The organism is Azonexus sp. IMCC34839 (genome assembly GCF_047047955.1).
GTDB lineage: Bacteria > Pseudomonadota > Gammaproteobacteria > Burkholderiales > Rhodocyclaceae > Azonexus.
Genome location: NZ_CP150631.1, coordinates 930,835 through 953,620, shown reverse-complemented (window position 1 = coordinate 953,620; position 22,786 = coordinate 930,835). Strand labels below are relative to the sequence as shown.

General features: G+C 59.7%; 15 protein-coding genes and 1 tRNA gene. 11 read left to right on the top strand and 5 right to left on the bottom strand.

What is annotated here, in order from left to right; genetic code table 11:
• The first annotated feature begins 10 nt into the window (after positions 1-10).
• The 11 genes from acs to WIF35_RS04710 all read left to right on the top strand — a co-directional run bounded on the left by acs (position 11) and on the right by WIF35_RS04710 (position 13,138).
• Entirely contained in the window at positions 11-1,975 is a 1,965-nt protein-coding gene (gene acs, locus WIF35_RS04760; protein WP_412480420.1) for an acetate--CoA ligase, read from the top strand.
• A 238-nt stretch (positions 1,976-2,213) separates the two neighbouring features.
• Positions 2,214-2,411, top strand: coding sequence for a hypothetical protein (locus WIF35_RS04755; RefSeq protein WP_412480419.1), 198 nt, complete (start codon positions 2,214-2,216; stop codon positions 2,409-2,411).
• Positions 2,408-5,119, top strand: a complete 2,712-nt coding sequence (locus tag WIF35_RS04750) for an ATP-binding protein (RefSeq protein WP_412480418.1) — start codon at positions 2,408-2,410, stop codon at positions 5,117-5,119. Before WIF35_RS04755 ends, WIF35_RS04750 begins: the two co-directional genes overlap by 4 nt.
• A 17-nt stretch (positions 5,120-5,136) precedes the next feature.
• A complete protein-coding gene (locus WIF35_RS04745; RefSeq protein ID WP_412480417.1) occupies positions 5,137-5,508 on the top strand; it encodes a response regulator transcription factor in 372 nt (123 codons plus the stop codon).
• Between the two features lie 69 nt (positions 5,509-5,577).
• On the top strand, positions 5,578-7,734 hold the full coding sequence (locus tag WIF35_RS04740) for an exonuclease domain-containing protein (RefSeq protein ID WP_412480416.1): 2,157 nt from the start codon (positions 5,578-5,580) through the stop codon (positions 7,732-7,734).
• A 127-nt stretch (positions 7,735-7,861) separates the two neighbouring features.
• A complete protein-coding gene (locus WIF35_RS04735; RefSeq protein WP_412481215.1) occupies positions 7,862-9,781 on the top strand; it encodes a DUF294 nucleotidyltransferase-like domain-containing protein in 1,920 nt (639 codons plus the stop codon).
• Between the two features lies 1 nt (position 9,782).
• Positions 9,783-10,448: a hypothetical protein gene (locus tag WIF35_RS04730; protein WP_412480415.1), complete on the top strand. Its 666-nt coding sequence runs from the start codon at positions 9,783-9,785 to the stop codon at positions 10,446-10,448.
• 8 nt (positions 10,449-10,456) lie between these two features.
• On the top strand, positions 10,457-12,502 hold the full coding sequence (locus WIF35_RS04725; RefSeq protein WP_412480414.1) for a sodium:solute symporter family protein: 2,046 nt from the start codon (positions 10,457-10,459) through the stop codon (positions 12,500-12,502).
• Complete coding sequence (locus tag WIF35_RS04720) at positions 12,489-12,737, top strand: DUF4212 domain-containing protein (protein WP_412480413.1); 249 nt, start codon at positions 12,489-12,491, stop codon at positions 12,735-12,737. The genes WIF35_RS04725 and WIF35_RS04720 overlap by 14 nt, the downstream gene beginning before the upstream one ends.
• Positions 12,738-12,745: 8 nt before the next feature.
• Positions 12,746-13,012, top strand: coding sequence for a hypothetical protein (locus WIF35_RS04715; RefSeq protein WP_412480412.1), 267 nt, complete (start codon positions 12,746-12,748; stop codon positions 13,010-13,012).
• A gap of 35 nt (positions 13,013-13,047) precedes the next feature.
• Positions 13,048-13,138, top strand: a tRNA-Ser gene (locus tag WIF35_RS04710).
• Positions 13,139-13,209: 71 nt separating this feature from the next.
• Here WIF35_RS04710 and WIF35_RS04705 read toward each other — a convergent pair.
• From WIF35_RS04705 to WIF35_RS04685, 5 genes are read right to left on the bottom strand one after another with little or no spacing between them, the layout of a single operon-like run.
• Positions 13,210-15,246, bottom strand: coding sequence for a TonB-dependent receptor plug domain-containing protein (locus WIF35_RS04705; protein ID WP_412480411.1), 2,037 nt, complete (start codon positions 15,244-15,246; stop codon positions 13,210-13,212).
• A complete protein-coding gene (locus tag WIF35_RS04700) occupies positions 15,239-17,380 on the bottom strand; it encodes a putative bifunctional diguanylate cyclase/phosphodiesterase (protein ID WP_412480410.1) in 2,142 nt (713 codons plus the stop codon). Before WIF35_RS04700 ends, WIF35_RS04705 begins: the two co-directional genes overlap by 8 nt.
• 13 nt (positions 17,381-17,393) lie before the next feature.
• On the bottom strand, positions 17,394-20,111 hold the full coding sequence (locus WIF35_RS04695; protein ID WP_412480409.1) for an ATP-binding protein: 2,718 nt from the start codon (positions 20,109-20,111) through the stop codon (positions 17,394-17,396).
• The gene (locus WIF35_RS04690) at positions 20,108-20,650 is read right to left on the bottom strand and encodes a YfiR family protein (protein WP_412480408.1); all 543 of its coding nucleotides are present in this window, start codon (positions 20,648-20,650) and stop codon (positions 20,108-20,110) included. Before WIF35_RS04690 ends, WIF35_RS04695 begins: the two co-directional genes overlap by 4 nt.
• Positions 20,651-20,658: 8 nt before the next feature.
• Positions 20,659-22,683: a TonB-dependent receptor plug domain-containing protein gene (locus WIF35_RS04685; protein WP_412480407.1), complete on the bottom strand. Its 2,025-nt coding sequence runs from the start codon at positions 22,681-22,683 to the stop codon at positions 20,659-20,661.
• Between the last annotated feature and the right edge of the window lie 103 nt (positions 22,684-22,786).

Genomic DNA, 22,786 nt, shown 5'->3' with positions numbered 1-22,786 from the left:
GGAGAAAAATATGTCGAATGAGTCCGTGCAGATGTACTACCCGTCCGAAGAGATCGTCAAAAATGCGGCGGTTTCCGGGATGGACGCCTACAAGGCGCTGTGCGCGGAGGCAGAAGCCGACTACGAAGGTTTTTGGGCCAAGCGCGCCCGCGACCTGATCACCTGGAAGCAGCCTTTCACCCAGGTGCTTGATGAGTCCAACGCCCCGTTCTACAAGTGGTTTGCCGACGGCAAGCTGAACGTTTCCTACAACTGTCTGGATCGCAACGTCGAAGCCGGCAAGGGCGACAAGGTCGCCATCATTTTCGAAGCCGACGACGGTCAGGTTACCAAGGTCACCTACAAGGAACTGCTGGTCAAGGTCTGCAAGATGGCCAACCTGCTGCGTTCCAAGGGCGTCAAGAAGGGCGATCGCGTCGTCATCTACATGCCGATGACCATCGAAGGCATCGTCGCCATGCAGGCTTGTGCCCGTATCGGTGCCATCCACTCCGTCGTCTTCGGCGGCTTCTCCGCTCAGTCGCTGCGCGATCGTATCAACGACGCCAGCGCCGTCATGCTGATCACCTCCGACGGCCAGTTCCGCGGTGGCAAGTCCATTCCGCTGAAGCCGATCGCCGATGAAGCCTTCGCCATGGGCGGTTGCGAGTCCGCCAAGAACGTCATCGTCTTCAAGCGCACCGGTGCCGAAGTGAACATGGTCGCCGGCCGCGACACCTGGCTGCACGACGAGCTGGCCAACCAGCCGGAAACCTGCGAACCGGAATGGGTCGAAGCCGAACATCCGCTGTTCCTGCTCTATACCTCGGGTTCCACCGGCAAGCCGAAGGGCGTTCAGCACTCCACCGGCGGCTACCTGCTACACGCTATCCTGACCATGAAGTACACCTTCGACATCAAGGATAACGACACCTTCTGGTGTACCGCCGACATCGGTTGGGTGACCGGCCACACCTACATCACCTACGGCCCGCTCGCCTGCGGCGCCACCGAAATCGTCTTCGAAGGCGTGCCGACCTTCCCGAACGCCGGTCGTTTCTGGAAGATGATCCAGGATCACAAGGCCACCATCTTCTACACGGCACCGACCGCGATCCGTTCGCTGATCAAGGCTTCCGAAGCCGATGCCGCCGTGCATCCGAAGAGCTACAACCTGTCTTCCCTGCGCATCCTGGGTTCCGTCGGCGAGCCGATCAACCCAGCTGCCTGGACCTGGTACTACGAGAACGTCGGCGGTTCCCGCTGCCCGATCGTTGATACCTTCTGGCAGACCGAAACCGGTGGTCACATGATCACCCCGATGCCGGGCGCCACCCCGCTGGTTCCGGGTTCCTGCACCCTGCCTTTCCCGGGCATCCAGTTCGCCGTGGTCGATGAGACCGGTGCCGAGCTGCCGTGGGGCCAGGGCGGTATCCTGGTCTGCAAGAAGCCGTGGCCGTCGATGATCCGCACCATTTGGGGCGACAACGATCGCTTCGTGAAGTCCTACTTCCCGGCCGACTTCCAGGGCAAGCTGTACCTGGCGGGCGACGGCGCCATTCGTGATGCCGAAACCGGTTACTTCACCATTACCGGCCGTATCGACGACGTGCTGAACGTTTCCGGTCACCGTATGGGCACCATGGAAATCGAATCGGCGCTGGTTGCCAACCCGCTGGTTGCCGAAGCTGCCGTTGTCGGCCGCCCGGACGACCTGACCGGTGAAGCCATCGTCGCCTTCGTCGTGCTGAAGGGTGCTCGTCCGACCGATCCGGAAGCCGCCAAGAAGCTGGTCAAGGAACTGCAGGATTGGGTTGGCAAGGAAATCGGTCCGATTGCCAAGCCGAAGGACATCCGCTTCGGCGACAACCTGCCGAAGACCCGTTCCGGCAAGATCATGCGTCGTCTGCTGCGTGGCCTGGCCAAGGGCGAAGAGCTCACACAAGACACCTCCACGCTGGAAAACCCGGCGATCCTGGAGCAGTTGAAGGGCTAAGGTAGTTGCACCGGGTTTTGTCTGACGACGAAGCCCGGTGATCGCCCGCTTGCGGGCGAAAGCTTGAATTCCGAACGTTTGCCATGCTTGCCTTGGCGAACGTCACGAACAAAAGGGGCAAGGAGGAGACCATGGTCGCCCACAAGAAGGTGACCGTTGCAGTAACAAAAACAGACTGCATGCCCAAACGGCCGGCACGGGAAACGTGTCGGCCGTTTCTTTTTTGCCGGAGCGGCCGATGAAAGCGTTGATCCGCATGCGTCAGCGGCTGACGGCACTCTCTGCCTTGGGCAGCTTGTTGCTGACCTTTCCCTTGCTCGGCTTGTCGGTTGGCTGGCTGTGGGAGATTCCTGCCAGCGTCTTCTATCTCTTCGCCGTATGGGCGGGGGTGATCGGCTTGGCTGCCTGGGTGGCCGAGCGGCGGGGTAGGCCATGAGTTTCCCGGCCTGGCTGGTGGCCTTGCTTGCCGTGGGCTACCTTGGACTGCTCTTTGCCATCGCGCGCTTCGGCGATGCACGTGCCGACGCCGGGCGTTCGATCATTTCGGCCAATGTCTATGCCTTGTCGCTGGCCGTCTATTGCACTTCGTGGACCTTCTACGGCAGCGTCGGTCGGGCGACTTCCGGCGGCCTGTCTTTCCTGACCATCTATCTCGGGCCGACCCTGATGTTGCTGTGTGCTGGCGTGGTCCTGAAGATGATCCGCATCAGCAAGGCCTATCGCATCACCTCGATTGCCGATTTCATCGCTTCGCGATACGGCAAGAGCCAGTTGCTGGCCGGCTTGGTGACGGTGATTGCCGTGGTCGGCATCGTTCCTTACATCGCCCTGCAATTGAAGGCCGTGGCGGCGAGCGTCGATGTCCTGCTCGGCGAGGCGGGCGGGGCCGGCAAGCCGTGGTGGATGGATTCGACGCTGTTCATCGCCTGCCTGCTGGCGCTGTTCACCATCCTGTTCGGGACGCGGCACCTCGATGCGACCGAGCGCCACGAAGGCATGGTGGCGGCCATAGCCTTCGAATCCATCGTTAAGCTTCTGGCGTTTCTGGCCGTCGGCTTATTCGTGACTTACGGCATGTACGGCGGCCTGCGCGATGTGTTCGCCCAGGCCGCGCAGAGTCCGGAACTGGCCCGCTTGCTACAGGTCGATGCGGCGCGGGCGGGCAATTGGACCAGCCTGATCCTGCTTTCCGGCCTGGCCATTCTTTTCCTGCCCCGGCAGTTTCAGGTGGTGGTCGTCGAGAATGTCGACGAAGGGCACTATCGGCGTGCGGTCTGGCTTTTCCCGCTCTACCTGCTGTCGATCAATGTTTTCGTATTGCCGGTGGCGCTGGGCGGGGCGATGCATTTCGGCAGTGCGGTCAATCCCGATACCTTCGTGCTGACCCTGCCGTTGGCCAACGGCGCCAGCGGCCTGGCCTTATTGGTCTTTATCGGTGGACTGTCGGCGGCGACCGGGATGGTCATCGTCGAAACCATCGCCTTGTCGACCATGGTCTGCAACGACCTGGTCATGCCGGCACTGCTGCGGTGGTCGGTGCTGCAAGGCGAAAAACGGCGGGACCTGTCGAAACTGTTGATCCTGATCCGGCGCCTCGCCATTGCCTTGATCCTGTTGCTCGGCTACGTCTATTTCCGCCTGGCTGGCGAAGCCTATGCCCTGGTCGGCATCGGCCTGATTTCTTTCGCGGCGGTGGCTCAGTTCGCCCCGGCGATGTTTGGCGGCATGTACTGGAAGCAGGGGACGAAACAGGGGGCAGTTGCCGGTTTGCTGGCTGGTTTCGCCGTGTGGCTGTATACCTTGCTGTTGCCGTCCTTCGCCAAGTCGGGCTGGATCGGCAACGATTTTGTCGTGCACGGCCTGTTCGGGCTGACCTGGCTCAAGGCGCAGGCCTTGTTCGGGCTGGGCGGGCTCGACGAGATCACGCACTGCCTGTGGTGGAGCATGCTGGCCAATCTTGGCGCCTATGTCGCCGTTTCCCTGCTGACCGTGCCGGATGCGGTGGAGGCCAGCCAGGCCGAGCGCTTTGTCGATGTCGGGCGGCATGCCGGGCGCGATACCAATGCGCGGCTGTGGCGCGGCAGCGCCTCGCTGGAGGCACTGGTCGGTTTGCTCGAGCGTTTTCTCGGTGTCGGGCGGGCGCAGCAGCAATTGGCAACTTATGCCCGGCTGCGCGGCAAGCCTGACTGGAAGTCCTTGCCGGCCGATGCCGCTTTCGTGCAGTTTGCCGAGAGCGAACTGGCCGCGGCCATCGGTTCGGCCAGCGCCCGCATCATGGTGGCGTCGGTGGCCAAGGAGGAAGAGCTCGGCTTGGATGAGGTGCTGGGTATTCTCGACGAAGCGACACAGGTGCGCGCCTACAGCCGTGAGCTGGAGGCCAAGCAGCAGGCGCTGGAAGCCGCCTCGGCTGAGTTGCGGGCCGCCAACGAACGCCTGCGCGAACTGGACCGCATGAAGGACGACTTCATTTCGACCGTTACCCACGAACTGCGCACACCGCTGACTTCGATCCGCGCTTTTTCGGAAATGCTGCACGACGATCCGAAGATCGACCTGGCCGACCGCACGCGCTTTCTCGGCATCATCGTCGGCGAGACCGAGCGGCTGACTCGCCTGATCAACCAGATCCTCGATCTGGCCAAGCTGGAATCGGGGCGGGCTGAGTGGACGACGACGTCGGTCGATGTTGGCGAGGTGGTGCTGGAGGCGGCGGAATCGCTCGGCCAGCTTTATCGCGACAAGGCGGTCGATCTCGTCTGCCAGATCGCCGAGCCTTTACCGCCAGTGCAGGCGGATCGCGATCGTCTGACCCAGGTCGTCATCAACCTGCTGTCGAATGCGGTGAAGTTCGTGCCGGCAGATAGCGGTAAGGTCGGAGTCAGGGTTGCGGCCGATGATAAGGGAATTACCGTCGAGGTCGCCGACAACGGTCCGGGGCTGACGGCCGAGGAGTGCACCGTCGTGTTCGAGAAGTTCAGGCAGGGTGGCAATACGCTGACCGACAAGCCGCAGGGCACTGGTCTCGGCTTGCCGATCAGCCGGCAAATTGTCGAATACTTCGGTGGTAAGCTTTGGGTTGAAAGCCAGGCAGGAGCAGGCGCGACATTCATTTTCACGATACCGCTCGCGGTGTCGGAGGAATAACAAGAGGGAGACAAACGATGGGGAAGAAGATTCTGATCGTCGACGATGAACCGAACATCGTCATTTCGCTGGAATTCCTGATGCGCAAGGAGGGTTTCGAGGTGGCTGTCGCCGGTGACGGCGAGGAAGCGCTGGCCAAGGTGGCCAGTTTTGCGCCGGACCTCGTGCTGCTCGATGTAATGATGCCGAAGAAATCCGGCTTCGAAGTGTGCGAGGCCCTGCGTGCCGATCCGGACAAATCCGAATTGAAAATCGTCATGCTGACCGCAAAGGGGCGTGATACCGAGGTGGCCAAGGGCCTGGCCATCGGCGCCAACGCCTATGTCACCAAGCCGTTTTCGACCAAGGATCTGGTGGCGCGCGTGAAGACCATGCTGGAAGGGGCCTGAGGGCCACTGCTGCGGTGCACGGTCGTTTTTGGGCAAAAATCAAAACAGATATTTCGCGGATAGCCAGCCATGAAGGCTAAACATCGTTTCTACCTCGCCATTGTCGTGCTCGGTTTGCTGATGACTGGGCCTTTTGTCGTCACCTCCCTGCTTGTCTGGCTGGACATGAAGGAGGGCGAGCGCAGCATGCTGACCGAACTTCTGGTGTCGCGTCTGCCTGTGGGCACGATGATGACCCTGTTCGGTTTCGTCATTGGCGTGCTGGTCCTGCATCGCCTGTTCAAGCATTACGTCGAAGGCTTGCTGCGCATGGGGGAAACCTTGCGCTTGATGCTCAATGCCAATCGCGACTTCCGCGTCACACCCGACGGACCGCCCGAAGTGCGACAACTGGCCGAAGCGGCCAACGATCTGGCACAACAGCGCGACGTGCTGATGCGCGACGTCGAAGCGCAGATCGCTTCGGCCAAGGCTTCGGTTGAAGAAGAGAAAAACCGTCTGGCGGCCCTGATGTCGGAACTGGCGCTGGCCGTCGTCGTGTGCAATCTCGATGGCCGCATCCTGCTCTACAACAACCGCGCCCGGCTGCAATTCAAGGCCTTGGCCCAGGGGCCGACTTCGGTCGCCGGTGGGGCATTGATCGGCCTCGGTCGCTCCATCTTCTCCATTCTGGAAAAGAGCCAGGTCGAACACGCCGGCGACGTCATCCGCCTGCGCCTGTCGGCCGGCAAGGCGCCGCATGCCAGCTTCACGACGACTACGCGCGGCGGGCAATTGCTGCGCGTGCAGATGGTTCCCGTGCTGAGCGCGGGCGAGGGCACCGAGCGGGCGATGACCGGCTATGTGCTGACCATCGACAACATCACGCGCAGTATCGAGGAAGAGGAAAAACGCGATCAGGCGCTGCATACCCTGAGCCAGGGCAGCCGCTCGGCCATCGGCAATATCCGTGCCGCGGTGGCCAACCTGCTCGATTATCCCGACATGGAAGCCGAGATGCGCGAGCGCTTCCTGCGCGTCATCGACGATGAGGTCGCCAAGCGTAGCCAGTCCATCGACCAGACAATGAGCCAGTTCTCCGATTCGCTGAAGACGCGCTGGCCGCTGGACGACATGCTCGGTGTCGATATCATCGCCGCCGCCCAGCGTCGTATCGAAGACCGTTTGAAACTGCCGAGCAAAACGGAAGAGGTCGACGAGAACCTGTGGCTCAAGGCCGATAGCTTCTCGCTGGTCTTTGCCATCGTTTTCCTGGCTTCGCGCCTGCAGGACCATTACGATCCGCGCGAACTGCGTTTCCGCCTGAGCAGCGAAGGCCGGCTGGCCTATCTCGACCTGATCTGGGCCGGTCCGGCAATGTCCTCGGAAACCTTCTACACCTGGGAAATGGAATCGATGCAGATCGGCAGCGATTCGACACCGCTGACCCTGCGCGACGTGATCGACCGCCATGGCGGCGAAATCTGGTACCAGCGCGAAAAGGCAGCGCATCGGGCCTATTTCCGCTTCGTACTGCCGGCGGCCACGCCGGAAGCCGAACTGCTGGTGGAGGAGCGTCACGTCACCGGACGTCCGGAGTACTACGACTTCGACCTGTTCAATTTTGAAGACCAGTCGATCGACCTCGACCGCAAGCTGGCTGATCTGACCTACACGGTGTTCGATACCGAAACCACTGGCCTGGAACCGTCCAAGGGTGACGAGATCATCCAGATCGGTGCGGCTCGCATCGTCAACAACCGCCTGCTGCGCCGCGAAACCTTCGACCAGCTGGTCGATCCGGAGATGCCGCTGAAGCCGGAAGGTATTCCAATCCACGGCATCACCGACGACATGGTGCGCGGCCAGCCGAACATCGACATCGTTTTGCCGGCCTTCCATGCCTTCTGCGAAGACACGGTACTGATCGCCCACAACGCAGCCTTCGACATGCGTTTCCTGCAGTTGAAGGAAGAGCAGACCGGTATTCGCTTCACGCAGCCGGTGCTCGATACGCTGCTGCTGTCGGCGGTTGCCCATCCGAACCAGGAGTCACACAAACTGGACGATATCTTGCAGCGTCTGGGGATCAAGATCGAAACACGGCACAATGCGCTCGAAGATGCGCTGGCCACAGGTGAAGTCTTCCTGAAACTGGTGCCGCTGCTCGAGGCCAAGGGTATCGTCACGGTGCGCCAGGCGCTGGAAGCCTCGGAGAAGACTTATTTCGCCCGGGTGAAGTACTGAGTCGAGCTGGAGGCGGGCTGGGAGCCGCCTTCCGGTGATTAAAATATTCAAACATCAAGAAGAAGAGGTTGTCGTGAGTACGCAGCAGCTAGCAGAACAAGAAAGCCCCGATCTCGGGCAAGTCGAGTTGGCACTCCGCGCCGATGGTCAGCGTCGTCTGGCCAGCAATACGCTCGCTTTCCTGAAGAACCACGCACCGTTCAACAAGATGAAGCCGGAGGCGCTGCAATTCTTTGCCGAGCGCGCGCAGATTGCCTTCTATCCGGCGGGCAGCGGCATCGTTGGCTCGGACTCAGGCAACGTGCGTTACTTCTACCTGATCGAATCGGGCAAGGTGCAGGCCCGCCAGGCCGGCGAGGTGGCGGTCACCGAATACTCCATCCTCAGCCTGGGGGCCGGCGAGGCCTTCCCGATCGGCGCGGTGACGGCGGGGCGTCCGTCGACCAACGACTATACGGCGGTCGAGGATACCTTTTGCTACCAGTTGCCGGCCGAAGATTTCATGCAGTTGATGGCGACGAGCACGGAGTTCAACCTTTTCTGTACCCAGTACATCGCCAGCCTGCTCGACCAATCGCGCCGTCAGTTGCAGCTGCAGTTCGCCCAACGGGCCTGCGAGCAGCAGACGCTCAATTCGCCGCTGGTCGGCATCGGGGCGCGCAATCCGATTGCCGTGGCACCGGAAACCCGTTTGCGCACCGCGCTGGAAACCATGTCCAAGGCCGGTATCGGCTCGCTGGTCATTGTCGGCGAGGACCGGAAGCCGGTCGGCGTATTCACGCGCTCCGACCTGCTCGATCGTGTGGTGTTGGCCGACCTGTCGCAGGATGTGCCGATCAGCCAGGCCATGTCGCCCAATCCCTTCATGCTCGAAGAGCACGCTACGGCCTACGACGCCATGCTGGCCATGGCCACGCACGGTATCCGCCATGTCTTGGTGACGGATGCCGAGGGCAAGCTGACAGGTGTCATTTCCGAGCGCGATCTGTTCTCGCTGCAACGCGTCGGCCTGCGCCAGATTCGCCAATCCATCGAAGGGGCGCCCAATGTCGAAGCACTGCAGCAGGCAGCCGGCGATGTGCGCCAACTGGCTTTCAACATGCTGGCCCAGGGCATCGGTGCGGAGCAATTGACCCAATTCATTTCGGCCTTGAACGATGCGCTGACCCGGCGCGTCATCCAACTCAATCTCGACAAGCACCATTTCGACGGTATCGAATGGGCTTGGCTGGCCTTCGGCTCCGAGGGGCGCGACGAGCAGACCTTCAGCACCGACCAGGATAACGGCATCGTCTTCGCTTGCGACGATCCAGCGGCCAAGGATGCGCTGCGCCAGCGTTTCCTGGCCTTTGCGCTGGATACCAACAAGGATCTGGACCGCTGCGGTTTCCCGCTGTGCAAGGGCAACATCATGGCGAGCAATCCGCAGTGGTGTCTGACGCTCGACGAATGGAAGGACCAGTTTGCCGAATGGGTCCGCGTGCCGCAGCCGGAAGCTTTGCTCAACGCCACCATCTTCTTCGACTTCCGTCCCTTGCACGGAAAGACCGAGTTGGCCGAGGCGATGCGCCGCCATCTGCTGAACCTGACCGCTTCCAACCCGATGTTTCTGCGCGCCATGGCGCACAATGCGCTCGACGTCGAACCGCCGCTCGGCAAGATTCGCGATTTCCTGACCGATCTCGAACCCGACCATCCGGGCAAGATCGACCTGAAGAAATACGGTTCGCGCATCTTCGTCGATGTCGCCCGCATCTATGCACTGGCTTCCGGCGTACACAACACCAATTCGATCCAGCGCCTGCGCCTGGCCTCGCAGCGTTTGTCGATTCGTGCCGACGAGATCAATGCCGTGCTCGAGGCGCTCAATTTCATCCAGTTGCTGCGCTTGCAGCATCAGTATCTGGAAGGTGAGCCGGGCGTCCAGGGCGATAACCTGATCGACCCGGACAAGCTGAACGAACTCGATCGGCGCATCCTGAAGGAGTCTTTCCGTCAAGCGCGCAAGATACAGACCCGTCTGAAACTGGACTATCAGGTGAACTGAGATGCTCAACCTGAAGAAAATCCTGTTCGGCGGCGGGGCCGCCAGCGAGTTGCCGCAAGAGGTGCGTTCGGCGCTGGAGCAATGGCAAGCCCTGCCTGCGCCGCGCCTCGATGATCTGCATTACCACGTGCGCTACGTCGTGGTCGATCTCGCTGTTGGAGGCCCAGGCGGTGATGGTGACCAGCTGAAGGCGTTGGCGGCCAGCAGCGTGCAACATTCGATGATTGTGCCCGGCGATACTTTCTACGCCGATCTGGAGGCCAAGGAAGAAGACGCTGCTGCGGTGGACAGGCGTTTAATGGCATTTTTGCAATATGCTGCCAAGTCACCGCTGGTGACTTATCACGTGCCCTACGTCGGCGCGTATCTGAAGCAGATCTATCGCGAGCGCTTCGGCATCGAATTCGAGGCGCGGTGGGTCGATCTGGCCTGGCTGTTGCCGGCCATGTTCGAAGAAAAATGCCATACCGTGATGCCGCTCGATCACTGGATCGAACTGTTCGGGCTGAATGCCGGGCAGGGCAGGCGCGATGCGATGGACAACAACCTGTTGCTGGCGCGCATATTCCAGATGCTGCTCGTGCGCGTCGTCGGCAAGCAGATCGACACAGCCGAACGCCTGGTCGACGAGTCGCGGGCCAGCCGCTTCCTACGTCGTACTCACTGATCGTCCGCATGCTTCAGCGTTTGACCCGGCTGCAACGCTACTACCTGTATTACACAGGGTGCTTCTTCCTGTTCATCGCCGGCTTGGCCATCCTGGAAAAGCATGGCATGCCGCCGCGCTGGATCGGCTACGCCTTCCTGTTCTTCACCATCTCGATGTACGCGGTGATCGGCATCGTCAGCCGGACTTCGGATGTTTCGGAGTACTACGTCGCCGGGCGGCGCGTGCCGGCCTTCTTCAACGGCATGGCCACCGGTGCCGACTGGATGAGTGCTGCCTCCTTCATGGGGCTGGCCGGCACCTTGTACCTGTCCGGCTTCCAAGGCCTGGCCTATGTGCTTGGATGGACCGGCGGATTCGTGCTGGTGGCCTTGCTGCTTGCGCCCTATCTACGGAGATTCGGCCAATACACCATCCCGGATTTTCTTGGTGCACGTTACGGTGGCACGCCGATCCGCCTCGTCGCGGTCGGTGCTGCCATCCTGGCTTCATTCGTCTATGTCGTTGCCCAGATCTACGGTGTTGGCGTCATCACCAGCCGCTTCGTCAGCCTGCAGTTCGAAATCGGGGTATTCGTCGGCCTTGCCGGGATTCTGGTCTGCTCCTTCCTGGGCGGCATGCGGGCGGTGACGTGGACACAAGTCGCTCAGTATCTGATCCTGATCGTTGCTTACATCACGCCAGTCGCCATCTTGTCCTATAACGTGACGGGCAACCCGGTGCCACAACTGGTCTACGGCGAAGTGCTGCAGCAGGTAACGGCCTTGGAAAACCGGGTATTCAACAATCGCGCGGAACTCGATGTGCGCCAGTTGTATGCTGAGCGGGCCGACCAGTATGCGCAGAAAATCATCCAATTGCCCCAGTCGCTGACGCTGGAACGCGAGCATCTCGAGGCGCAGATCAATCAGCTGAAAGCCGGCGATGCGCAAATGCGGGATATCGTCGCCCTCGAACGTTTGCGTCGGGAGTTGCCGCATGACCCGGAGCAGGCCAAAGTGCGCTGGGAAAGCGCAATGTACACGGCGGTTGAGCGCAGTCGGCCACCGATCCACCACGCCGATGCCTTCCCTGGCGATGACGAAAAGCAGCAGTGGATACAACGCATCAATTTCCTGGCCCTGGTTTTCTGCCTGACCGTGGGTACGGCCGCATTGCCGCATGTGCTGATCCGCTACTACACGACCCCGACCGTACGCGAGGCGCGCGAATCGGTGTTCTGGTCGCTACTTTTCATCCTGTTGCTTTACATCACAGCGCCGGCCTATGCGGTATTCGCTAAGTTCGAAGTGCTTTCGCATCTGGCTGAAATTCCGATTGCCAAATTGCCGGGCTGGGTGGCCGCTTGGGCCAAGGTAGGACTGGTCAGCATCGAGGACATCAATGCCGACGGTATCCTGCAATTGGCCGAGCTTTCACTGAACCCCGACGTGATCGTGCTGGCCACGCCGGAAATCGCCGGCATGCCTTACGTGGTCTCCGGCTTGGTGGCGGCTGGCGGCTTGGCTGCCGCCTTGTCGACGGCCGACGGTCTGCTACTGACCATTACCAGTGCCCTGTCGCACGACGTCTACTACCGGATCATCCGGCCGGAAGCCTCGACCCAGTTCCGCCTGGTCATTTCAAAATCCATGTTGCTGGTTGTCGCCATCATGGCGGCAACGGTCGCTGCACAGAAACCGGGCACCATTCTGTCGATGGTGGCTTGGGCATTCTCGATTGCCGGTTCGGCTTTCTTCCCAGCCTTGGTTCTCGGCATTTTCTGGGAGCGGGCGACGCGTAGCGGCGCCTTGGCGGGCATGCTGGTCGGCTTGCTGACTACGCTGTACTACCTGCTGCGCGTCGAATTCGACAGCATTCCCTGGCTCGGCATCAGCGGCTTGCGCATGGAGCCATGGTTCCATGTCCAGTCCACGGCCGCCGGGGTGTTCGGGGTCGCTGCCGGATTTGTGACTATCGTGGTGGTCAGCCTGCTGACCAAGCCGGAACCGCAGGCAGCACGTTTTCTCGACATCGTCCGCCATCGTGAGGAAAGCGACCATGGCACGCCCTGACGACTACTGGCGGCATACCCGGCGCCTGACTATCGGCCTGCTGGCTTTCTGGTTGTTCGTCACCTTCGGGGTGAATTGGTTTGCCCGCGAATTGAACGAGTATGTCTTCGTCGGTTTTCCGTTCGGCTTCTACATGGCGGCTCAGGGCGTTCTCGTCATCTACCTGCTGATCATCTGGTACTACAACCGGCGGATGAAAAAACTGGATGCCCAATTCGGCATTGAAGACGAGTAGCACCACGGATGGCTTTCCTGCTCAGCGCCGTACGCGCGGTCATCGAGATGCTCGGCTTATGTCTGATCGCTCAGGGCATCCTGTTCGTGTTGGCCGGTAGGGCGCGCGAAACGAATCCCATCTATCGCTTGTTCAAATTGATTACGGCTGCCCCTATCGGGTTGCTTACCCGTCTTCTGCCCAAGGCTGTCGGCCAGGGATTCATCGCCGGCCTGACCTTCGTTATTCTTCTACTGCTCTGGCTTTTACTCGCTTTTCTGCGAAGATTCGTTTGACTCGGGACGCAGGGCTGCTATAATGCGCGGCTCCCGGAGAGGTGGATGAGTGGTTTAAGTCGCACGCCTGGAAAGCGTGTATAGGTTAATAGCCTATCGGGGGTTCGAATCCCCCCCTCTCCGCCAGGATACCAATGAAAAAGGCCTCGGTTTTCCGAGGCCTTTTTCGTTTTCTCGACTGGTGCTTGCTACCGTCGTTAGAAGCGGATGAGGGTGCGTAACTGTACGGTGCGGCCGAGTTGGGGCATTGACCAGCGCGTAACGCCGGTCACAGGCTCGTCCGGAGAGACGGGGTCGGTGTAGCGACGGTCGAACAGATTGTAGATGCCCAAACCCATTTCCCAACGGTTACCTGCCGGGAGATAGGAAAAGTTCAGATTGGTCAGTAGATATGGGGCTACGCGTTCGTTGCCGTTGTTGGCGCGGCGATCTCCTATCCACTGACTTTCCAGGCCAGCCATCAGGCCTGTAATTCCGGTTGGCATCCCCAGATTCAGCTTGGCCATGTGGCGTGGCGAATTGTCGAGGCGGCCACTGTCGCTCGCGGCATATTGTGAAGACAGGCTGCCACGTACTTGCAGTCCGTTCTTCCAGCGTTGTTCGTAGCCAATTTCGATGCCGTTGGCACGAACAGGGCTTCCGTTGATCACCGTACCGGTGTCAGGATTCGTCGTCACGAGATCTTCGATGCGCATTGAATAAGCCGAGGCAGTGAGTTTGCCCAGATTGGCTAAACGCTTTTCCCAAGTGAATTCGACCGATTTCAGACGTTCCGGACCAATGTCGGGGTTGCCATAGCTGTAACTGGGAGTGATGTAGGCGCGTTCATACGGCGAAGGTGTGCGGAAGGCGGTGCCGTAAAGCAGCTTGAACAAGCCCAAATCTCCGGCTTCATGAATCAGGCCGAGGCGCGGACTCCAAAAATTCTTGCTGTCGCTGACTCTGTCGTGTCGTAAGCCGATGATCAGGGTGTTGGCAGTCCCCAGCTGAATTTCGTCCTGGGCGTAGACTGTGAAGACATGGCTGCTGTGGCGGTCGTCCAGACAGGCTGAAGTGCTTGAATTGCCAGTTGAGCTGTCGTAACAGCCCACGCCACGGTCGTAATTCTTTTGGTCCTGGCGGGAGTTGGCGCGGTATTCCAGCCCGAGCGTCCAACGTTGCTTATCCCAGGCGGTGTTGATCAGGCGGTTTTCCAAGCCCCAGGCATTACCTCGTGCTCTGTCGACATTGAACAGGCGGCTAGCGCCGCCGCTGGCGGAGTAATCGTAAGGAAACTTTCCGTCGTATCCGTATTCACTGGCATAGAGACGTTGCTGCAGGGTGTTCTTCGCGTTTATCTGCCAATCCTTGCCGAGATCGAACAGGGAGTAGCGATCTGCCTCGGTATGCCCCTTGTCGTCGGCGATGGTGGCGTAGCTGGCTGTTGGTATCGTGCGATCACGCTGACTGTGAACCAGGGTCACGCGCCAGTCGGAGCCCCGAGCCCGGACGAACAGCTGCCCACCTTGTTCGGCTCCGATGGCGTGCAGGCGCTGTGCTTCGCCAGAGGCATCGGTGTCATTGAATACTAGACTGCGGCCCGACGAGTCGTAACCGGTGAACGAAACCAGCAGGTCATTGCCACCGACATTGCCTCCGAAGCTGGAACGCAAGCGGTATGCCTTGCCACTACCTAGGCTAAGTGCGGCTTCTCCACCGCGCAGGCTTTGTCCGCTACGAGTCACGACGTTGATTACGCCAAACATTGAATCGCTGCCATAGACGGAGGCACTGGGGCCGCGAATGATTTCGATGCGTTCGACGAGGCCCAGGTCTAGCGGGAATTCGCTGCCGGTGGGGGCGCTGCCATAGATGTTCTCATTGGTTGCGATGCCGTCGATCAGGACCTGCATGCGAGCCCGGTAATCACCCGCTTGCGAAATGCCGCGTACGCTGGTGTAGGCGTAAGTGTGGTCGTCGGTGACGTTGATGCCCTGTAGCGAACGTAGCGCATCGCTCAGGGTGCGCCAGCCGTAGATGCGTATGTCGTCAGCCGTCAGGATGGAGACGAGGGAGGGAATCTGATCGGGGTTCTCGGCAAACTTCGGCGTAGAAATAATCTTGACCTGAGACAGATCCTCCAGGGGGATGTCGATTGCATCGAAGCTGGCGCCGGACGTGCCGCTGACTGCGAGCATGATTGCCAGCAGGAGACGGTGAACCTTCGGTTTCGAGAGTGTCGGTTGCTTAGGCATTTTCCGGTGGAACTGCTGGCATCAAAGGCTGCGCAGGGAAGCGGATGAATTCTTCGCCGGGCATCGGCTTGGCGAAGAAGAACCCCTGGAAGATATCGCATCCCATTTCCTTCAAAAGGCGGGCCTGTTTCTCGGTTTCGACGCCTTCCGCAACGACTTTGAGGCCCAATGCGTGACCGAGTGTGATGATACCTTGAACCAATGCGAGTTCGCGGGAGTCGTTTTCGATGTCGATGACGAAGGAGCGATCGATCTTGATTTCGTCGATGTTGAAGCGGTTGAGGTAGCCCAGGGACGAAAAACCGGTACCGAAGTCATCCAGCGAGACGCGTACGCCTCGCTTACGGAGGGCGTCAATGACGTGGGTTGCCGTATCGGAGTTCTGCATCAGGATTCCCTCGGTCAGTTCGATGATCAGTTGCTGCGCGGGGATTCCGGTACGGTGCAGCACTTCGTCAATGAATTGGACGAGGGTGCGTTGATAGAAACTGGCGGCCGACAGATTGATGCTGATGGCCCCGACCTCGTGTTTCCAGACCAGCCAGTCGGCAATGGTCTCGCAGACCCGGGTGACCAGCCATTCGCTGATCGGGTGGATCAAGCCGCTCTGTTCGGCAATCGGGATGAACTTGGCCGGCGAGATCATGCCCCGTTCCGGATGCAGCCAGCGCAGCAGGACTTCGGCGCCGACGAGCTTGCCGGTCAGGGCACAGACCTTGGGCTGGAAATAGGGAACCAATTGGCCGCCTTGGTCGAGGGCGATGCGTAGCCCTCGTTCGAGGGCGACACGCTCGGCGGCCTCCCTGTCGTGTTCCGGATCGAAGAAATTGATTGAATCGCTGGCGTCGCCGGCTGCCGCGTGCATGGCGCAGAGCATGGCGCGCCGCATCAGTTCGGGTGTGTCGGGCGCATCCTGAGGGTAGAGTGCAATGCCAACGAAAGCCTTGAATACCGTTTCCTGACCTTGCAGCATCATCGGTGCCGACAACTGCTCCAACACTGTCTTGGCAAAACAGCGTATCGGCTCCTCGTTCGATACTCCGCTGACTGCAAGGGCAAAGGCGTGCTCGTCGTAGCGCCCGAGCTTGGCCGCGAGAAAACATCCCTTGTCGAAGCAATTGCACATTTTGTCGGGGGAGTGCAATAGCTCCTTCAGGCGGTCGGCAAGGGCGCGTATGGCGCTGTCGGCAACTTCCTGTCCAAGCACTGCGGAGATTTCGCGCAGGCTGGAAATATGTACGTAGAGGACAGCCAGTGAAGTCTGTTGCCGTGCGGAAACCAGTTCGCGTTCGATCAGTTCGGTGAGGCGGCTGCGGTTGTTCAGTCCGGTGACGCGGTCATGCCAAGCGAGGTCACGGATGCGTTCCTCCTGTTCGGCACGCTCCGTGATGTCCTGAGTAAAACCGGTTGCGCCCTGATAATGGCCACTGCGGTCGATATTCGGAAAACCGCGTTCATGGACATGGTGCCATTTGTTCGGGTCGTCGAGGTTGCGTAAACGGTAGTCGAGACGATACGGACGGCCTTCTTGAAGCTGACGGCGGTGTTGGGTGAGGAGTTCACGGTCTTCGCGATGCACGCGGAAAAGCAAGCGGGCCGCCGGGATGGGGGCGTGGTTCTCACCGATGATATCCAGGTACTGACGCGAGGCAGTGGCGATGTTGCCCTCGCGGTCCATGCTCCAGTTGCCGAGATGGGCGATCTGCTGGGTGTTGAGCAGCGTCATCTGACTGGCGAAGACTTCTTTGAAGGCGTTGGCCGAACGTAAAAGGTAACGGACGCGGTGGGGGAGCAGCGGAATGTTCAGCGGCTTGGTGATGAAATCGGTTGCGCCGCTACGGTAGGCTTCATCGATCGATGCCTGGTCGTCGAGTGCGGTCAACATGATGATGGGCAGGTATTCGAAGCGCTGCTGCTGGCGTAGCAGGCGGCAAGTTTCGAAACCGTTGAGGCCGGGCATCAGTACGTCGAGCAGCACGATATCGGGAATCAGGCCCTCGTCGATCAGCAGCAAGGCGCTTTCCGCCGAATCGGCGGAGTGAACCTGAAAGCCGTTTTGTTTAAGGATCGATTCGGTGATCGTGCGCATCACCGGTTCGTCGTCGATCACCAGTACGGTAGCGAGGTCTTCCATAATCTTTCTTTGCTCAGGGCATCGCGGCCAGCAAGGTGCCGGCTTCGATGCGAATGGCCTCGAAGGTTTCCACGATGCGCGGGGCAAGTGCCTTCAATGTGGCAAGGTCGCCCTGACGTGCCGCGCTTTCCGCCTCCTTGCACAGGGCTGAGAAGGAAAAGGCTCCGACGGCGGCACTGGAACTCTTCAGGTTATGAACAATACGGGTGACGCGCTCCAGGTCGCATTCGTCGTCCAAACGGGAGAGGGTCTCGATATGGGCGCTGCCTTCCTTCAGGTAAGACGAGAGCACCTGCTTGATGATCGGGCCGGCAGTATCGCCCAAACTCTTTTTCAGATCGCTGAGGTTGATCAGTGGCTCTTCTGACGGTTCATTGAGCACTGCTGCGGTGCACTGCTCTTTTTGGCCATTTTTCGTGGCAGGCAGCCAGCGCAGCATTGTTCGACTCAAACTGCCGATGGTGACTGGCTTGGCAATGTAGTCGTCCATCCCGGCCTGCAGGCAAACCTCGCGGTCGCCCGCCAGGGCATTGGCAGTCAATGCGATGATCAGTTGCCGTGGACGCCCGCTGCCTTCCTCCCGCTGCCGTATTTCGCGCGTGGCCGTCAGGCCATCCATGATTGGCATCTGGACGTCCATCAGGGTCAGATCGAAGCGTTCGCTTTCCAGGGCGGCAATTGCTTCGCGGCCATTGGTCGCACAATGTACCCGGCAGCCGAGGGAGAGCAGAATCTGCTCGAGGATCAGCCGGTTGGTCTCGTTGTCTTCGACCATCAAGACCTTGGCCGAGAAGTTCAGGCTGTCGCCCGCATTGGTCGGGTTCTCGTCGGGCTCCGGTTCGCCGAGCAAATGGAAGACGCGTGCCAGTTCGGTCCAAAGGGCGATATCGCCGAAGGGTTCGGCGAGGCAGGCCTGAACCCAGTTGGGCGGAGCGGGCAGTTCGGTTTCTCCTGCACGGAAATTGTGCACTAATACGACCGGTATCTCGGGCGGAGTGGCGTGTCCACCGGCCAACTCATCGAAACAGATCGAATCCTCGACGACGATGGCGTCAGGACGCCCCTCACTGAGCGATTGCATGCCTTCGCTATAGCTACTGAATAGCGTTGCTTCCAGACCGGCCCAGCGCAGCATGCCGGCCCAACGTTCGCCGTGCTCAGGCTCCCGGCACAGAACAAGAATGCGTTTGCCGCGAAGTTGCGGCATCCAGTCTGGCAAGCTGCGGGACAGGCTGGCAACCTGTAATGGCAGGTCGATGCGAAAGACGGTGCCGGCGCCCGGTTGGCTGCTGACCGAAATTTCGCCTCCCATCTGCGCAACGAGGTCACGGGCGATGGCCAGCCCCAAGCCGCTGCCGCCGAAACGTCGGCTCATGCTGTTGTCGGCCTGGCGGAAGGGAGAGAAGATATCCTTGATCGCCTCCGGCTCGATACCGATACCCGTATCCGTCACCGATATGTGCAACCGTGGCCGGTCCTGCATCTTGCGGGCGCTCGAGACCTGGATACGAATACCGCCGGCTTCAGTGAATTTGATGGCGTTGTTGACCAGGTTGGTGACAATCTGGCCGAGGCGATAACGGTCGCCAATGATTTGTTCCGGAACATCAGGCGCGACATCGAACCATAGCCCGAGGTCTTTCTTTCGGGCATTGGGGGCAAAGATCGAGGCGATACTGGCGATTGTTTCGCGCAGATTGAATGGTGCCTGTTCGAGTTGCAGGCCGCCGGCTTCGATGCGGGAGAAATCGAGGATGTCGTTCAGGAGATGCAGAAGGCTATCGGCCGAGCTGCGCAGAATGTTCAGTTGCGTCCGCTGTTGTTCGTTGAGCGGGCTGGAGGCCAGCAACTCGGCAAAACCGATGATGCCATTCATCGGTGTCCGAATTTCGTGGCTCATGTTGGCCAGGAAGGCACTTTTGGCACGGTTGGCCGATTCGGCAGCTTCCTTGGCTACGCGAAGTTCATGCGTCCGTTGTTCGACGCTTTCCTCAAGGTGGGCCCGGTGCTTGGCTAATTGGCCATCGCGTTCGGCGATTTCCTCGAGCATGCTGTTGAAGGTGTCGGCCAGTTGGCCGATCTCGTCTTCGGAGTACTTGGTCGCCCTTTGGGCGAAGTTCTTCGATTCGGCGACATCCTTTGCTGTTGCGGTCAAGGAACCGAGTGCGCGAAGCAGCGGGGCCTGCATGCGGCGCGCCATCAGCAACGCGAACAGGAAGGCGATCAGCGAAGCGAGCAAGAAGACAAGTGAGTCGTGCTTGGTTTCCTGCCAGACCTGTTCCAGATTCGCCGTGATGGAAACAGAGCCGACGATCCCATCGGGCGTCGTGATCGGAACGATCGCGGTGACATGCCGGAAATCAACGTAATCCGCTGTCGGATGGAAGCTGTCACCGTGTCCGGCCTGAACGGGAGAAGCATTTGCTTTTCTGTCGTAGCCGTAACTGAAGGTGTTGTCCGCACTGGCCATGCGGGCGGCATCGATGTCGGAGTGTTGTACCAGCGAGTTGAACAGGCGTTCGGCGCCCGTCAAATCCTTGAACTCGACGACGGCACTGGCATTGAAGGCGATGATTTCCGCCATCGAGCGGATTTCCTTCAGCTTTGCCTCACGCCGGTGCTCGACCTGATTGAATGCAAAGAAAGCCAAAGTGAGCAAGAGACCGACGGTCATCGAGGCTGCGAGTATCAGGGCCAGCTTGCGTTGTAGAGGTAGGCTGCGAACGGTCATCTGGTACTCCCGATCACCTGGCGGGCGAGTCGCATCATTTGTGACGAAGGCTTGAGGCCGGCTCGGCCCATCGCATCAGTATTGATATCGAATTGCAGGCGACCTTCCTGTCGGATCAACGATACGCTACCGCCGTCGCGGGCAAAGATTTCGTTATCGCTCACCGTCAGAATGGGCTGTTTGTCGGTCCACCGCAGGATTGCAGCATAACGGGCTTCTTCGGTATCCGGTACAAAAAGCTCCTGACAGTCGGCCAGTTGCTCAGGGCTGGATACGCGCCGGATACGCAATTCCTTGCCGGCAACGCTACGTCCCTCATAGGGGGCGAGGTAGGGGCCAAGGCTGTCGCGGCCGAACAGGCATATCGTGACCGTTGGCTTGGCTACCGGCCATTCGATGTACTTTAGGAAATTGATCAGATAGGCGGCCTTCAACTGTCCTTCCGATGCGACCTCGCTGAAACTGGTCGGCGTCGCCAAGGCCATCGCCAGGCACAGGGCCAGGCGGCGGACCGAGGTAAGGAGCTGGTGGGCAGACATTATGGTTCTCAGAATGTCATGCGAGCCGTTGCCATGATGGCAGGGGCAATTTCCACAGCAACTGCCGGTAGATAATCGGCGATGAATTCGCTGCGGCGGGGACCGGCCAGGTTGCGGCCGATCAGGGCGAGTTCAAGGTTTTTGTCGACCTTGTAGGCATAACGCAGGTCCAGCGTGAGATAGCCAGGGATGCGGACCAGGTTGGGGTAGGGGGCATTCTGCCGGTAGTAGCCAGCCGAACCGCGCAACCAGACATCGAATTGCTGCGAACTGGAGAGATTCCACTGCGAACGCAGTGAGCCATATTGCCGTGGATCGGCCTTTTCCAAGTTGTCGCCAGTGGTCTTGAGCGTTGGGTTGGCACTGTCGTCAATTTCTGTGCGCATCCAGCTGTAGGAGAGTTGGAGCCTCCAAGCCTGTGTCACCAGCCAGTCGGCGCTCAGCTCGAAGCCGGTGACCCAGCCATCGAGAGAATTGGAAGGTCGAGTTTCCAGGGCCATGAGCGGCGGGAAATCGGAGACGACGGGTGTGGTGGACAGACTGCCCGCACGCAAACCGGTGTAACGATAGCGATAGGCGCTTAAATCGGCATTGAGATTGGACGCAAACTGCTTTCGCCCGCCCACTTCGAAACCCTCCAGCTTTTCCGAACGGAAGGACTCACCCGCGGGCTTGTTGTGGATCAGCAGTGCACTGCCGCCAGTGGGGATAACACCGGCGTAGATGCTGATATCTTGCTCGGCGCGCGATGGCAAGCGCGGTGCGCGAGCGTACTTGGTCCACAGGGTGTCGGATTTGCTCGGGGTCCAGATCAATGTCACATTAGGCGAGAAATGGTAGCCGCCACGGTCGGAGTGATCGTAACGAGCCCCCAGGCCCAGGCGCACGCGGTCGGCGATCAGTGTCCAGTCATCTTGAAGGAATATGCCTGATGTCTGCACACTCGACTTTTCCGGTGAGAGATAAATCACCGGACGGGCTGTCCACACGTCATCGCTGCTGCTGCGGTGGCTCAAGCCCCAGAGCAGATCGTGCTCACCGGCGGCGTAGCGGCCTTGGTAATCCAGATCGAAGGTGTATCTGTCTTCGAGGAAAAAACCGGGAATGTCGATGCCGGAGCGGGTAAATGCCATTTGCAGCGACGACTCGATGCCTTTTTCAGACAGCCAGCGATAGCGCCCCATCAGGTTTTCCGAGGAGTAAACCTGATTCACCGGCATTTCGGCCATGCCCATGAAGCTGCCGCCACTGAAGCGTGGGAAGGTGTACCAGAGGTCACCCAAGCTGGAGCGCGAGGCATTGAACCAGATGCTGAGATCCTTGCCTGAACTCAAATTCTGGTCAAAACGCACGTCCACCGCAGCATTGTTCAGGCGATCTTCGCCGTAAGCGCGGCTGGACGCTGTTTTTGAAGGTTCGGCATGACGACCGAGAAGAGAAACCTTGAAGCTCCCCTGATCGTTTAGCGCGGCGCCGAAGCTTCCATAAATCCGCCCAAGCCCTGGGTCCCCGACGGTCAGCGATGCTTCGCTGCCTTGCTGACTGCGCGAATGCTTGCTGATGATGTTGATGACGCCGTTGACGGCATTGACCCCCCACATCGCCGCGCCAGGGCCGCGGATGACCTCGATGCGTTCGATATCTTCCAGCGGTATGGGATCCTGTTCCCAGAGCGTTCCGGAAAAAATCGGATGGTAGATGCTGCGGCCATCGACCAGCACCTGCAGTTTGTTGGCAAAACGACCGTTGAAACCACGGGAACTGACGGCATAGCGTCCGCTATCGAGTTGCGCGACCTGAATGCCGGGAGCCATGCGTAGCACATCGGGTAGCGAAAGCGCGCCAGAACGGCGGATGTCTTCGGCCGAAATGACAAAGGCTGCAGCTGGAACGTCCGCCAAACTTTGCGATTTCCGGGATACCGATGTGACATCGGTGGCGAGCAGATCCTCCAGGCTCATGCTTTCGAGTCCGTCCGAAGCCCAGCTTTGGCTGGCGATGGCGAGAGCGGTCATGCAGAGCAGCGTACGCATTGATTTTGCAGGAGGCTAGAAAAGCGTTCGGTTATTTTATTTTGTTGATATTTGTCTTAGTTTTTAATTTTCTCTCATTCAAATGTCTTGCGCAAATAAAAAT